Origin of the sequence: Sunxiuqinia elliptica, from assembly GCF_900113005.1 — a bacterium.
GTDB classification, from domain to species: domain Bacteria; phylum Bacteroidota; class Bacteroidia; order Bacteroidales; family Prolixibacteraceae; genus Sunxiuqinia; species Sunxiuqinia elliptica.
Map to the genome: position 1 here is coordinate 100,398 of NZ_FONW01000005.1, position 15,380 is coordinate 115,777.

General features: G+C 42.9%; 13 protein-coding genes. 10 read left to right on the forward strand and 3 right to left on the reverse strand.

Translation table 11 applies throughout. The annotated features are described in order from the left end of the window. Positions 1–20: 20 nt before the first annotated feature. Both carB and carA read right to left on the reverse strand, forming a co-directional pair. Entirely contained in the window at positions 21–3,257 is a 3,237-nt protein-coding gene (gene carB, locus BM156_RS11400) for a carbamoyl-phosphate synthase (glutamine-hydrolyzing) large subunit (RefSeq protein ID WP_244525737.1), read from the reverse strand. 15 nt (positions 3,258–3,272) lie between these two features. Further along, positions 3,273–4,364 (reverse strand): glutamine-hydrolyzing carbamoyl-phosphate synthase small subunit, encoded by a 1,092-nt coding sequence (carA, locus tag BM156_RS11405; protein ID WP_093920003.1) that lies wholly within the window; start codon positions 4,362–4,364, stop codon positions 3,273–3,275. A 250-nt stretch (positions 4,365–4,614) separates the two neighbouring features. Here carA and BM156_RS11410 point away from each other — a divergent pair, with 250 nt between their 5' ends. From BM156_RS11410 to argB, 10 genes are all read left to right on the forward strand, one after another. Further along, a complete protein-coding gene (locus tag BM156_RS11410; protein ID WP_093920004.1) occupies positions 4,615–5,097 on the forward strand; it encodes an arginine repressor in 483 nt (160 codons plus the stop codon). 19 nt (positions 5,098–5,116) lie between these two features. After that, a complete protein-coding gene (locus BM156_RS11415; protein WP_093920005.1) occupies positions 5,117–5,830 on the forward strand; it encodes a GNAT family N-acetyltransferase in 714 nt (237 codons plus the stop codon). Positions 5,831–5,975: 145 nt separating this feature from the next. Next, complete coding sequence (locus tag BM156_RS11420) at positions 5,976–7,169, forward strand: argininosuccinate synthase (protein ID WP_093920006.1); 1,194 nt, start codon at positions 5,976–5,978, stop codon at positions 7,167–7,169. 15 nt (positions 7,170–7,184) lie between these two features. Further along, positions 7,185–8,153, forward strand: coding sequence for an N-acetyl-gamma-glutamyl-phosphate reductase (gene argC, locus BM156_RS11425; RefSeq protein ID WP_093920007.1), 969 nt, complete (start codon positions 7,185–7,187; stop codon positions 8,151–8,153). Positions 8,154–8,162: 9 nt separating this feature from the next. Beyond that, positions 8,163–9,308, forward strand: a complete 1,146-nt coding sequence (locus tag BM156_RS11430; RefSeq protein ID WP_093920132.1) for an aspartate aminotransferase family protein — start codon at positions 8,163–8,165, stop codon at positions 9,306–9,308. A gap of 12 nt (positions 9,309–9,320) precedes the next feature. After that, positions 9,321–10,118 (forward strand): pyrroline-5-carboxylate reductase, encoded by a 798-nt coding sequence (proC, locus tag BM156_RS11435; protein WP_093920008.1) that lies wholly within the window; start codon positions 9,321–9,323, stop codon positions 10,116–10,118. 11 nt (positions 10,119–10,129) lie between these two features. Continuing rightward, positions 10,130–11,221, forward strand: a complete 1,092-nt coding sequence (proB, locus tag BM156_RS11440) for a glutamate 5-kinase (protein WP_093920009.1) — start codon at positions 10,130–10,132, stop codon at positions 11,219–11,221. Positions 11,222–11,360: 139 nt separating this feature from the next. Further along, positions 11,361–12,611 carry a glutamate-5-semialdehyde dehydrogenase gene (locus BM156_RS11445; RefSeq protein ID WP_093920010.1) on the forward strand — a complete coding sequence of 417 codons (1,251 nt, stop codon included), beginning with the start codon at positions 11,361–11,363 and terminating at the stop codon, positions 12,609–12,611. A gap of 128 nt (positions 12,612–12,739) precedes the next feature. Next, positions 12,740–13,690 (forward strand): N-acetylornithine carbamoyltransferase, encoded by a 951-nt coding sequence (locus tag BM156_RS11450; protein ID WP_093920011.1) that lies wholly within the window; start codon positions 12,740–12,742, stop codon positions 13,688–13,690. A 72-nt stretch (positions 13,691–13,762) separates the two neighbouring features. After that, positions 13,763–14,539, forward strand: a complete 777-nt coding sequence (argB, locus tag BM156_RS11455; RefSeq protein WP_093920012.1) for an acetylglutamate kinase — start codon at positions 13,763–13,765, stop codon at positions 14,537–14,539. Positions 14,540–14,606: 67 nt separating this feature from the next. Here the strand turns inward: argB and BM156_RS11460 are convergent, their stop codons facing one another. Then, positions 14,607–15,266, reverse strand: coding sequence for a PQLLE family protein (locus BM156_RS11460; protein WP_093920013.1), 660 nt, complete (start codon positions 15,264–15,266; stop codon positions 14,607–14,609). Between the last annotated feature and the right edge of the window lie 114 nt (positions 15,267–15,380).

Consider the following 15,380-nt stretch of genomic DNA (forward strand, 5'->3'; position numbering starts at 1 on the left):
TTATGGTGATCTCTGTATTTCTAGTATTCACCCCAGTGCTTGATGGTAATGTCTTCGGGAGTGTGTTTGCAAATGGCATAGATAAATGCACTTGCAACCCGGGCATTGGTAATCAGTGGTACATTGTAATCAATTGAATTCCTACGGATCTTGTAGCCGTTGCTTAATTCCCGTTTACTGTAGTTTTTAGGAATGTTTACAACAAGGTCAATTTTCTTCTCACGTAAGTATTCAATAGTATTTGGGTGTTGATCTTCTTCGTCGGGCCAGTGTAGCATGGTCGATTCTACTTTATTTTCGCGTAAGAAACGGTGAGTTCCTTCGGTTGCAAAAACATTGTAGCCATTTTCTACCAACATGCGTGCGCTGTTCAACATTTCCAGTTTTGAGCGGGCTGGACCTGAAGAGATCAGAACGTTTTTGCGAGGGAAATTATATCCAACCGAAAGCATGGCTTTCAGAATAGCTTCGTAGAAATTTTCGCCAATACAAGCAACCTCTCCAGTTGATGACATATCAACTCCAAGTACTGGGTCGGCATTTAACAGACGGGCAAAGGAGAACTGAGGTGCTTTTACGCCAACGTAATCCAACTCGAACAACGATTTATCTGGCTTTTGATAAGGAATTCCAAGCATAACCTGAGTGGCAATTTCAATCAGGTTGATCTTCATGACCTTCGAAACAAATGGGAAGCTTCTTGAAGCACGCAGGTTACATTCAATTACTTTGATATCGTTGTCTTTAGCCAGAAATTGCATGTTGAATGGTCCTGAGATATCAAGTGCTTTCGCAATTTCTCTTGAAATCTTTTTAACACGGCGAATCGTTTCAACATACAGTTTCTGTGGAGGGAACACAATGGTTGCATCGCCCGAGTGAACTCCGGCAAATTCAACGTGCTCGGAGATTGCGTAAGCGACCATCTCTCCTTTGTCGGCAACTGCATCCAGTTCAATTTCCTTGGCTTGCTCAATAAATTCAGAAACAACTACGGGGTGCTCTTTCGATACATCAGCGGCCAACTGCAGGAAATGCTCCAATTGCTCTTGGTTGGACACCACATTCATGGCTGCACCAGAAAGTACGTATGAAGGACGAATCAGCAGTGGATAGCCAACTTCATCAACAAAACGATAGATGTCATCAATGCTGGTTAACTCGTTCCAGCGAGGTTGGTCAACACCTAGATCATCAAGTAGTGAACTGAATTTTTTACGGTCCTCTGCGTTGTCAATCTTTAGAGCCGAGGTTCCCAGAATAGGTACATTCTGGCTGTCCAGCTTCATGGCCAGGTTGTTCGGAATTTGGCCTCCCACAGAAAGGATAACTCCCTTGGGACTTTCCAGGTCAATAACATCAAGCACACGCTCGAATGTCAGCTCATCAAAGAACAAACGGTCGCAGGTGTCATAATCCGTACTTACAGTTTCCGGGTTGTAGTTGATCATGACTGAGCGGTAGCCTTCTTTACGAATCGTATTGATCGCATTGACCGAACACCAGTCAAACTCTACTGAGCTACCAATACGATATGCTCCGGAGCCCAATACGACGACTGAGTTATTGTCATGAATAAACTCAATGTCGTGCTCAGTACCATTATAAGTCATATACAGGTAGTTTGTTTGGGCAGGATATTCCCCAGCGAGGGTGTCAATCTGCTTAACTACCGGAGTAATATTTCTAGCTTTACGATGCTCGCGAACCTCGATCAGCTTGTTGTTCATTTCGCGGTTTGGAGCTTTCAGAACCAGTCTTGCAATTTGGAAGTCAGAGAAACCTGCTTTTTTAGACTGAAGCAATAGTTCGTCGTTAAGCTCTTGCAGTGAGTTAAACTGAATCAGGTCTTCCTTCAGTAGGTAGATTTTATAAAGCTTTTGAAGGAACCAGCGGTCGATTTTTGTTTTCTCGTAAATCTCATCGATGCTATAGCCTTTATTGAAAGCTGCTGCAATGGCAAAAATTCGTCGGTCGGTTGGACGAGTCAGTTCTTCGTCAATCTCCTCAATGGTGATTTCTTCTTTATTGGCTACAAAACCGTGCATGCCGAGTCCAACCATTCGAATCCCTTTTTGAATCGCTTCTTCGAAACTACGACCAATGGCCATGATTTCTCCGACTGATTTCATGGAGCTACCAATGTGTTTGGATACGCCGCTAAACTTGTTTAAGTCCCAGCGTGGAATTTTACAAACAACGTAGTCCAGTGCCGGCTCAAAACAAGCTGTTGTAACTTTGGTTACAGAGTTACTCAATTCGTGTAGGCCGTATCCTAAGCCTAATTTTGCAGCAACGAAAGCCAATGGGTAGCCGGTTGCTTTTGAGGCCAAGGCCGAAGAGCGGGACAGACGAGCGTTTACCTCAATAACCCGGTAGTCTTCCGAGAAAGGGTCAAGGGCAAATTGAACGTTACACTCACCAATAATTCCAATGTGGCGGATAATCTTGATAGAGATTGCCCGTAGTTTATGATATTCTTTGTTGGATAGAGTTTGAGACGGAGCAACAACGATACTTTCACCGGTATGGATTCCCAGTGGGTCAAAGTTCTCCATGTTACACACCGTAATACAGTTGTCGTAACGGTCACGAACAACTTCGTACTCGACTTCTTTCCATCCTTTTAATGATTCTTCTACCAGAATTTGAGGAGAATAAGAAAAAGCACTTGAGGCGAGTTCTTTTAGTTCATTGTCGTTAGAGCAGAACCCACTTCCTAGTCCTCCCAATGTGTATGCGGCACGGATAATGATTGGGTAGCCTAATTTTTGGGCGGCAGCTTTGGCTTCCTCCATATTGGTACAAGCCAGGCTTCGAGGTGTTTTTACTTCAATCTCACCAAGCTTTCCAGCAAAAATATCGCGGTCTTCCGTGTCAATAATAGCTTGAACCGGAGTTCCTACTACTTTAATATTGTATTTTTCAAGAATTCCCTGTTTGAACAAGTCAACACCACAATTCAATGCCGTTTGTCCTCCAAAGGCAAGAAGGATTCCATCAGGATTTTCTTTTTTGATGACTTGTTCTACAAAGAAGGCTGTGACAGGCAAGAAATAAATTTTGTCAGCAATTTCCTGAGACGTTTGAATGGTCGCAATGTTGGGATTGATCAAGACCGTTTCTACGCCCTCTTCTTTCAGTGCCTTCAGTGCTTGAGACCCGGAATAGTCAAATTCTCCGGCTTCTCCAATTTTCAATGCTCCCGATCCGAGAACAATTACTTTTTTGATGCTTTTATCTATTTGGTTACTCATTATAAGCGGTGTTATTTATTGAGCTTTTTGCTTAAATTCAACAATGTTTTGAATGAACTCATCAAACAAATATTCAGTATCAACCGGTCCGCTGGAAGCTTCCGGGTGGAACTGAGTTGAGAAGAATGGCTTTGTTTTATGGCGAATTCCTTCGTTGGTCTTGTCGTTGACATTGACAAACAAAGCTTCCCAATCTTCTGGCAGCGTTTCTTGAGAAATGGCGTAGCCGTGGTTTTGCGAGGTAATAAAACAGCGATCAGTTCCAGTCAATAATACGGGTTGGTTGTGGCTTCGGTGTCCGAACTTCAATTTGTAAGTTTCGGCTCCGGCAGCTCGCGCCAAAAGCTGATTTCCTAAGCAAATTCCCATGATTGGCTTGTCGGTTCGCATTGCCTTTTGGATGTTTGCAACTGTCGTTTCACAGCGTGCAGGGTCTCCTGGCCCGTTTGAGATGAAGATACCGTCGTAATCTTCATTTGAAAAATCATAGTCCCATGGTACGCGAATCACGGTTGCATTACGATCAAGTAAGCAACGGATGATGTTGTTTTTTACTCCGCAGTCAACCAAAACCACTTTGTGTTCGCCATTGCCATATACTTCCTTTTCTTTAATACTAGCTAATGCAACCAGGTTTTCTTTGTTGGGATCGTAAAGTTCGATGGGCTCATCCTCAAATTCGATTTTTCCCAACATGGATCCTTTTACCCGAAGAATTTTGGTTAGCGCTCGCGTATCGATGTCATACAATCCTGGAACTTGCCATTCTTTGAGCCAGTCTCCCAAGCTCTTCATTGCATTCCAGTGGCTGTATTCTGACGAATAATCAGAGATAATCAACCCGCTGATGTGTACTTTGTGCGACTCATAATGTGCATGGATGCCTTCTTTCTGAAGATCGGTAGGCACACCATAGTTCCCAATCATTGGGTAAGTAGAAACCAAAATTTGACCCGTATATGAAGGATCTGTTAAACTTTCGGGATAACCGGTCATGGCTGTGTAAAAAACCACTTCTCCGGCAACGGATTGATCGTATCCGAAAGATTTACCTTCAAACCTGGTCCCATCCTCTAAAACCAAACTGACTTTTCTTGCCTTTGTCATTGTAGTAATCGCTTATTGATTAAAAAAAATGCGTCTGGCTACTAAAAGTAGGGCAAACGCATTGTGCTTATTTCGTTTAAATAATGTCTGTTCTTCACCGTCATAATGTGATACTTCGAAAACGTTCAAGATATCTAAAATGTTTCCTCATGAACTTATCGGCTACAAAAATAGAAATAATTCTTGAATATAGATTTGAATTTCGTAATAAAATGCATAATTTTGCATTGTTATTGAATATATATGCAAGATGAAGAATCGTACAAAAAGGCAATTAGCGATAAAAAAAATCATAACCTCTCAAGAAATCAGTAGTCAGGAAGAGTTGTTGGGAATTTTGAAAGAGGATGGATTTGATTTGACTCAGGCAACATTGTCTCGCGATTTAAAAATATTAAAAGTCGCTAAGGTGCCACATTCCAATAAAGGATACGTATATGTAATTCCGGAAGGGGTAACAGTGGAGCCACAGCGAGAAAACACAAGAGTGAATTTTTTGGCCGATGGATATCGCGATTTGCAATTTTCAGGAAACTTGGCCGTACTCAGGACTCGCCCGGGGTATGCCAGTAGTTTAGCCGCCGTGCTAGACAATGCCGACCCGTATGAAATACTTGGAAGTATTGCGGGCGACGACACCATTTTATTGGTGATGAGAGAAGGCGTTACTCCCAGTGACTTAATCAACAGTTTAATTTTGATTATGCCCTCGCTGGAAGATAAGATTGGATAGAAGGATAGGAATTGATTAAATGAAAAAGGTAGAAAATATTGTAGTTGCAGCAGCTAGCCTCGCTCACTTAAAGTATGTGGGGCAGATTAATGATAGCATTGATGCTGCATCAAAAGAGAGGGGAACAGGTATTGCTCGTCGTTCGGACGAGTACATTACCACCAAAATAATGGAAGGCAAAGCAATTATCGCCCTGGATGGCGAAGATTTTGCTGGCTTTTGTTACGTCGAATCGTGGGGACACAACCGTTTTGTGGCCAACTCGGGCTTGATTGTGGTGAATACCTACCGTGGAATTGGTTTGGCGCGTGAGATTAAGCGAAAAGCTTTTGAATTATCGCGGAAAAAGTTCCCCGATGCCAAAATCTTTGGTTTAACCACAGGTTTGGCTGTTATGAAGATTAACCATGAACTGGGATACCGTCCGGTAACTTTTTCGGAGCTAACAACCGATGAGGATTTTTGGAAAGGGTGTCAAAGTTGTGTGAATTACGATATTCTTACGCGTACCGGACGTTCGAAGTGTTTGTGTACCGGAATGTTGTTTGATCCGGCATGGGAGGCTGAGAAAGCGAAAAAAGAGACGAAACCCAAAAAAGTTTCGTTGATGGAAATGATTGGGAAATTGAAGAATAAGAGTAATTCCAACGGGAAAGACTCTGGTTTTAAAATGTTTAAAAAGTTAAAACAAAACATGAGTGATGACACTGTTCGGCAGTCATTTCAGGATTAATTTTCTTCAAATGATTCCGGATATTGTAATTGGTTGATTGATCACTATAACCGTGCAGTTGAGGGAAAAATTAAGGTTAGTATAGTTGTAAGTTTTCAGTAAGATGCTGAGCTGTTGTCATCACTTTTCACAAAAAAATAAACGAATGAAAGAGAAAGTAGTACTAGCATATAGCGGTGGTTTAGATACTTCGTTTTGCGCGAAGTACTTGTCGGTAGAAAAAAATCTTGAAGTATATACGGCAATTGCAAATACCGGAGGTTTTGGTTCGGAGGAACTAGACGATATTGAAAAGAAAGCCTATGAGTTGGGCTCAACCAAACACGTAACCTTGGATGTTACTGACACCTACTACGATAAATGTATTCGTTACATGGTGTTTGGGAATGTGTTGCGTAACAATACGTATCCAATCTCAGTAAGCTCGGAGCGGGTTTTTCAGGCAATTGCAATTATTGAATATGCCAAGAAAATTGGTGCCAAATATGTTGCTCATGGAAGTACAGGAGCAGGAAATGACCAGGTTCGTTTCGACTTGACTTTTGATGTATTGGCTCCGGATATTGAAATTCTGACACCAACTCGTGATCTTCAGTTGACACGCGAAGCTGAAATTGACTACTTGAAAAAACACGGTGTTGAAGCCGATTGGTCAAAAATGGCCTACTCGATCAATAAAGGCTTATGGGGAACCAGTATTGGTGGTAAGGAAACATTAACTTCAGATCAAACCTTGCCTGAAGAGGCTTACCCATCTCAAATGACAGCCGAAGGCGAAAAAGAGATTACCCTCGATTTTGTTGAAGGAGAACTGAAAGGTGTTGATGGCAAGAAGTATTTCAATACTGTTGATGCTATCCGTGCTTTGGAAGCCATCGCTGCTCCATTTGCAATTGGGCGCGATATGCATATTGGCGATACCATCATTGGAATTAAAGGTCGTGTTGGGTTTGAAGCGGCAGCTCCTATGTTGATCATCAAAGCCCATCAGATGCTCGAGAAACACACATTGACCAAATGGCAAATGTATTGGAAAGAGCAGCTGTCTAACTGGTACGGTATGTTCTTGCATGAATCATTGTACTTGGATCCGGTAATGAGAGACATCGAGAAGTTCCTGGAAAATACGCAAAAGGCGGTAACCGGAACCGTTACAATTTCGCTGAAACCTTATCATTACGTATTGGTGGGTATCAAGTCAGAAAATGACTTGATGAAGTCAGACTTCGGTGAGTATGGTGAAATGAACAAGGCTTGGACCAGCGAAGATGTAAAAGGCTTTACCAAGATTTTGGGAACTTCCCTGAAGATTTACAATTCAGTCAATAAGAAATTTTAATTCGGAGAGAAACGTATGATTCAAGTTGGTATAATTGGAGGAGCAGGATACACGGCTGGAGAGTTAATCCGAATTTTATTGAACCATGCTAAAGCGGAAATTGCATTTGTGCAAAGTAGCAGTAATGCTGGAAATCCCATTGACACAGTGCATCGCGATTTGATTGGGGAAACTTCCCTGAACTTTGTTGCTGAGCCTGATTTCGAGGCAGTGGATGTTATTTTCCTGTGCATGGGGCATGGTAAATCAAAAGAATTCATAGAGAGGAATAGCATCCCAGATGCTGTTCGCATTATAGATTTGAGTCATGACTACCGTTTAAAAGCTGAGGGAAATGACTTTATTTATGGCTTGCCCGAGCTTAATCGGGAAGTGATTCGTTCTTCGCGACGAATTGCGAATCCCGGTTGCTTTGCTACAGGGATTCAGCTTGCTGTTTTACCATTGGCAGCAGCTGGTGTTTTGGAAAATGAAGTACACGTGCATGCAATAACCGGCTCCACTGGAGCCGGGCAGGCACCTTCTCGTACTTCGCATTTTAGTTGGCGAAATAGCAATGTTTCCGTTTATAAAGCTTTTCAGCATCAGCATTTGGGTGAAATAACCCAAAGTTTTAAGCAGTTGCAAAACTCGTTTGACTTTGCCATCAATTTCATTCCGGTACGAGGAAATCACACCCGGGGTATTTTTGCATCGGTTTATACTGATTTTAAGGGCAGTCTTGAAGAAGCTAAGGATTTGTATAAACGCTATTACGCTGATCATCCGTTTGTTTTTGTTACCGATGAGAACCCGGATGTTAAGCAGGTGGTTAATACCAATAAGGCCGTTTTGCATCTTGAAAAGCATGGTGACAAACTGTTGATTTTAAGTGTTACCGATAACCTTTTGAAAGGGGCTTCAGGTCAGGCGGTTCAAAACATGAACCTGTTGTTTGGATTGGATGAGAAAGAAGGCTTGAACCTGAAACCAGTTTCTTTTTAATTAATGCGCATGAAGTTATTTGATGTATATCCAGTTTTTGATATAACCCCGGTAAAAGCCCAAGGCTGTTATGTTTGGGATGACCAGGGAACACGGTACCTGGACCTGTATGGGGGGCATGCTGTAATATCGGTGGGCCATAGTCATCCGGTTTATGTTGATTATATTAGCAATCAGCTAAACGAGATTGGCTTTTACAGTAATTCGGTGAAGATTCCGCAGCAACAGGAATTGGCAACTCGTTTAGGAAAGCTTTCCGGGCTTGATGATTACCAGTTGTTTCTATGTAATTCAGGGGCTGAAGCCAATGAAAATGCCATGAAGCTGGCCTCGTTTGCGACAGGCAAAAAAGGAATCATCAGCTTTAAAAAAGGGTTTCACGGAAGAACTTCGGGAGCTGTTTCGATTACGGATAATCCGAAGATCATTGCTCCAGTGAATGAAAACGAGCATGCTGTTATTTTACCATTGAATGATATTGATGCCGTTGAAAAACAGCTTCAAAATGGTGATATTGCTGCCGTTGTCATTGAAGGAATTCAGGGTATTGGTGGAATTCATGTGCCAGACCCCGAGTTTTTAGAGCAATTGGAAAAGCTTTGTAAACAGCATGGTGCATTGTTGATTTTGGATGAAATCCAGTCAGGTTATGGTCGGAGTGGAAAGTTCTTTGCTTTTCAATACACCAATATCAAACCGGATATGGTCACCCTCGCCAAGGGCATGGGGAACGGTTTTCCAGTTGGAGGCGTATTGATCAGTCCTGAGTTGGAACCTTGGCCCGGCATGTTGGGAACAACCTTTGGCGGGAATTACCTGGCATGTGCTGCAAGCATTGCCGTACTTGATATTATGGAGCAGGAGCAATTGGTGTCTAATTCCGAAGAAATTGGAAATTACCTGATGGACCAATTGCAAAAAATGCCCGAAATTAAGGAAGTAAGAGGTAAAGGTTTGATGATTGGAATTGAATTTGAAACAGAAATCAAAACCATTCGACAAAAACTGTTGTTTGAAGAAAAGATATTTACCGGTGTATCCGGTGCAAACACAATCCGGTTGCTTCCTCCTTTGACTTTAAGCAAGGAGCAAGCCGAGTATTTTATCCGGAAGTTTGAAAAAGTCCTGAGCGAATTAAACCTTCACTCAGTTTAAAATACGAAACGAATGAAAGTTGGAAAGATCGCCATCATTGGCGCAGGAAACATGGGTGGGGCCATTGTGAATGGCTTGTTGAAGTCTGGTTATGTCGAGGCTTCATCCATTGCTATTGCTGACCCTCGCAAGCAAACGCTTGAGAAATTCAGTGCCCAGGGAGTCAATACATTCCAGGATAACAGCCAAGCTGTTGAGACGGCTGACTTGGTTATTCTGGCAGTAAAACCTTATCACATCGAGAAGGTGATTGACGGATTAAAGCCGGCACTGAACCCGCAAAAAATCATTGTTTCTATTGCTGCTGGTGTAAATTTGAGCGATTTGACCAAACTTATTGGCGAGGAGTACCGTATTTTCAGAGTGATGCCTAATACGGCGATCTCTCTGCAGGAATCCATGACTTGTATTTCAGGAAATGGAAATTCAGAAGAATCACTTGCTGTGGTTAAGGAGCTTTTCGATCATTTGGGAGCAACGGTTGTTATCAACGAGGAATTGATGGCAGCGGCTACAGTACTGGCTTCTTGTGGAACGGCGTTTGCCTTGCGCTATGTACGTGCGGCCATGCAAGGAGGCGTTGAAATGGGCTTTGGCGCTGAAATGGCTCAGTTTATTACGGCTCAAACCGTAAAAGGAGCAGTGCAACTCATTATGAATACGGGGCATCATCCGGAGCGGGAAATTGACAAGGTAACCACACCTCGAGGAATTACCATCACCGGAATCAATGAAATGGAGCACAAAGGCTTCAGTTCATCCGTTATTCAAGGACTGATCGCTTCTTTCAATAAGATTGAGCGTGGCTAGAAAGATTGGAGATGAGTTTCAACTATAAAAAAATTACCATTAAAGTTGGTAGTAACGTTCTAACTAAGACTGACGGAACATTGAATGTTGCCCGTATGGCACATTTGGTTGATCAAATTGCTCAGCTTTATAAGCAAGGTGTTGAGGTAATTTTAGTATCGTCGGGTGCTGTTGCAGCCGGCCGTAGTGAAATTAAGCTGAATAAAAAGCTGGACACGGTTTCGTCCAGACAGTTGTATTCAGCCGTGGGACAGGTGAAAATGATTAACCAGTGGGCCGACTTTTTCACGCAACATGGGATCAATTGTGCGCAGGTGCTCACCACGAAAGACAATTTCGGGGAGCGCAATCATTACCTGAACATGAAAAACTGTTTTACCACTTTGCTGGAAAATGGGGTGGTTCCAATTGTGAATGAAAATGATACGATTTCGGTAAGTGAGTTGATGTTTACGGACAATGATGAGCTTTCGGGCTTGATTGCTTCGATGCAAAACTCGGATGCCTTGCTAATTCTGAGTAATATCGACGGAATTTACGATGGAAATCCGGCATTGTCTGAATCCAAAGTCATCACCGAAATTGGACAGAAGGACCGGGATTGGATGGAAAATATTTCAACCCAAAAATCGGGTTTCGGTCGTGGTGGAATGCTAACCAAAAGCTCCATCGCCCGAAAAACAGCCAAGGAAGGCATTGCCGTTCATATTGCCAATGGCTTGCGCGATAACGTGCTGACCGATATTTTGCGAAAGGAAAGTCAAGTCATTCATACTTGGTTTAAACCAGGTAAACGGAAAGCATCCAATGTGAAAAAATGGATTGCCTATTCAGATAGCTTTGCCAAAGGTGAGTTGGTGATTAACCAAGGGGCCTGCGATGCGTTATTCTCACCCAAAGCAACAAGTTTGTTGCCCATTGGAGTGACCAAGGTGAAAGGGCAATTCAAGAAAGGCGATATTGTTAAAATTATGGATGAAAAAGGTCATTTGATTGGCTGGGGGAAATCGCAGTATGCAGCCGAAAAGGTGCATGCCAAAAGTGATTCGGCTAAGCAAAAACCTGTTGTCCATTACGATTATTTATACTTAAGCGAAGATTAGAAAATTGACTCAGGATAATTATTTATACCCTTTTCTTCAATCCCCTTTTTGTTGACTTCAACAAAGTCAAAATATTCTGAGTTTGTCCCCTTCCTCCCCCAGGGAAGGGGACTTTTAATTAAACCTAACAGGAGAGATCATGGAGGTAAAAAAACAACTGGATTTGACATTGAAAGCCAGCAGGAGCCTGGCCCTGTTGAGCAAAGACAAAATTGATGAGATTTTGCTCGACTTAGCCGATGCTGCCGAAGAGCATGCGGAGGCAATCCTTGTAGAAAACCAAAAAGATTTGAACCGGATGGACCCGGCAGATCCCAAATATGACCGGTTGAAGTTAAGCACAGAGCGTATTGCTGGAATTGCTGCTGATATTCGGAATGTTTCCTCTTTACCCTCTCCGCTGGGCCGCATTTTAAGCAAAATAACCCGCCCGAACGGCATGGTCATTCAAAAGGTGTCTGTCGCTTTTGGGGTGATTGGAATCATCTATGAAGCCCGTCCGAATGTGACCTTCGATGTGTTCTCACTTTGCCTGAAATCGGGGAATGCCTGCGTGTTGAAAGGTGGCAGCGATGCCATTGATTCGAACACTGCCATTGTAAAAGTGATCCATCAGGTGTTGGAAAAGCATGGCGTTGATCAAAACATTCTGACCTTGTTGCCTGCCGATCGTGCAGCTACTGCCGAGATTTTGAATGCCCGCGGCTATGTTGATCTGATTATTCCCCGAGGATCTCAGGGATTGATCAACTATGTGCGCGAAAATGCCACCATTCCGGTTATTGAAACCGGAGCAGGAATCTGCCATACCTATTTTGATGAGTATGGAGATTTGGACAAAGGGCAGGCCATTGTTGAGAATGCGAAAACCCGTCGTCCGAGTGTTTGCAATGCCCTGGATTGTTTGGTGATTCATGAGAGCCGCTTGAATGATTTACCTGAGCTGTGCGCTGGCCTTATCAATAGCAAAGTGGTGATTTATGCCGATGAAAAAGCTTACCCGCTTTTGAACGGTCATTATCCTGCCGAATTGTTGGAGAAAGCAAGCGAGGAGTCTTTTGGAATAGAGTTCCTGGATTTTAAAATGTCGATTAAAACAGTTCCTTCATTTTTAGATGCCTTGGATCACATTGCGGCTTATAGTTCAAAGCATAGCGAAGCCATTGTTTCCGATAGCGAAGAACGCTTGGATTTATTCCGGAAAATGGTGGATGCCTCTTCGGTATATTGCAATGTGTCGACCGCTTTTACTGATGGTGCGCAGTTTGGATTGGGTGCTGAAATAGGCATATCAACACAAAAATTACATGCCCGCGGACCAATGGCTTTGGAAGAGCTTACCAGCTATAAATACTTGATTGATGGGGATGGGCAGGTAAGGCCAAAATAGATTGATGATTGCAAAGAGCTGAGAGTATGGAGTAAAGAGAAGCGCAGGAAGCAATTGCTACTGGCTATCTTGAGATTTGCAACTTGAAACTTTGAACTTGGAATTTGAAACTTGATATATTACGAACTATGAAGCATTTTACGTCAGTACATGATCTTGACAATTTAGACGAAGCCTTAAAGTTGGCTCTTGAGTTGAAGAAAGATCCTTACCAATATCAATCACTTGGAAAAAATAAAACCTTGTTGCTGGTGTTTTTCAATTCCAGCCTTCGGACTCGTTTAAGTACGCAAAAGGCGGGACTTAACTTGGGGATGAATGTCATTGTTTTCGACATCAATGAAGGTGGCTGGAAACTGGAAACAGAGCTTGGTGTAATTATGGATGGTGATAAGCCGGAGCACATTCGTGAAGCAGTTCCGGTCATTGGAAAATATTGCGACATCATTGGCGTCCGGTCTTTTGCCAAATTCGAAAACCGGGATGATGATTACCAGGAAAAAATTATTCAGCAGTTTATCGACTATGCTGGGGTGCCAGTCGTGAGTATGGAAGCGGCTACACGTCACCCGCTGCAGTCTTTTGCCGACCTGATAACGATTGAAGAGCATAAAACAAAAGCACGTCCTAAGGTGGTGATGACTTGGGCTCCGCATCCTCGGGCATTGCCGCAAGCAGTTCCTAACTCGTTTGTTGAATGGATGCGCGAAACGGATTACGAATTGGTGGTCACCCATCCGGAAGGTTACGAGCTGGCCCCAGAGTTTATGGGTGATTTAAAGCCAGAGTACGACCAGATGAAAGCTTTTGAAGGAGCTGACTTTATCTATGCTAAGAGCTGGGCTTCCTATTCGGACTATGGCAAAGTATTGTCGCAGGATCGTAACTGGACGGTGAGCGATCGGCAAATGGCGGTTACCAACAATGCCAAATTCATGCACTGCTTGCCCGTTCGTCGTAATATGATTGTGGCTGACTCGGTGATTGATAGTGCAAACTCCATTGTTGTTCCTGAAGCCGAAAATCGTTTGTTCTCAGCCCAGGCTGTTTTAAAAATGATGTTAGACCAGATGAAGTAAGAGAAGGTGTTGTTGGTGTTTCTCCGAAATGGATAACTGCCCCCAATGACAGCGTTAATGAAAAGAGAATTGATGAGTAAGCAAAAATTAACAATCGTAAAAGTTGGCGGAAAGGTCGTGGAAGAAGCAGCTTCGCTGGCCGATTTGCTGGGGCGTTTTTCAGCCTTGGACGGACTGAAGGTGTTGGTGCATGGAGGTGGTCGCTCTGCCACTGCAATGGCCGAACGCCTGGGAATTGAAACCCAAATGGTGGAAGGACGCCGGATCACAGATCAATCCATGTTGGAAGTGGTTACCATGGTGTATGGCGGACTGGTTAATAAAAATATTGTAGCACAACTGCAGGCTTTGGGGCTCAATGCCATTGGCCTGACAGGTGCTGATCTCAATTATATGCAGGCCGTAAAACGTCCGGTAAAAACCATCGACTATGGTTTTGTGGGCGACATCGTTCAAGTGAATGTGGATGAATTAAATCTCCTGCTCGAAAAGCAGGTGATTCCAGTTCTGGCTCCTTTGTCACACGACAAACAGGGAAGCATGCTGAATGTGAATGCCGATACCATTGCAGCAGAGGCAGCGGTTGCTTTCAGTGAGCATTTTGAGGTTGAACTGGTGTACTGTTTCGAAAAGTCCGGCGTATTAGAAGATGCTGACGATGATGCCTCTGTGCTGAGCTCGTTGACTTATGAAACGTTTAAAGGCTTGCAGGAAAGTGGTGCCATTCATGCCGGAATGATTCCTAAGCTGGATAATAGTTTCAATGCCATCAAACGAGGAGTATCAACAGTGCGTATTACCAATATTCCTGGGTTACAAGAAGGCGGAACAAGCCTGTTAGCTGAATAAAGCCTGTTATCAAGTAACCCAATTGGGATCAAAAAATTGGGTTACTTGATAATAAATAGGCTAGGATTTAACTCTTGATTGACTTGCCCAATGATTCTAGGAGTTGAGGGTGATCTTCCAGTGCAATTTTTGCAACGGCATAAAATTCACTCATCCACTCATCAAGCTTGGCAAAAGCAGCGTCTTTTTGTTGGGTGGCATCTTCTGATTCTCCAACCTCCCGAAGGTATTCAGCGCGAGCCGACTCTGTTGAGCTAATTAGCTCTGAAGCCTGATTTAATTCTTCTTCCGGTACTTTTAACCGGCTTAATCTATTTTTTAATTCTTCGCTTTTAGTCAATTCGTCATAGAACTTTTTGATCATTTCCATCCACTTGACATAAGCACCAGGTTGTGTTCCTTGGAGAAGCAATAAATCAAGAATCACAGGTTCATTTTTAAATACGACTTTTGCCTTTTTTCGGTGAGTCTTGTAAAGTTCTTTTAGTGCGTCTTTTTGATTGCTGAAAGTGGCATAGGCAGCAGATGTTTCATCATCTTCTGTCTTATTTCGGTTGTAGATCTCAAAGGTTTTGGAATAAAGGTTTTCACCAGTAACAATGACTTCAGGAGTATAACCATATTCAGTCATGATAGAGGAAATCGTTGGTTGCTTTTTTGCATTTTCGATTGAAACCCGGTATTGCTCCAATACCGCAGCTTCTGAATTTGTTCTTTTTGTGGACATAAATTCAACATTTTAAGTTAAACTGGTATTTCGTCGTGTCCTTAAAGGGCACGAGCTGTTCCTTAACATGTTTTTCGCATCCCTTCATGCGATTTATCCACTTTTAAGCACATT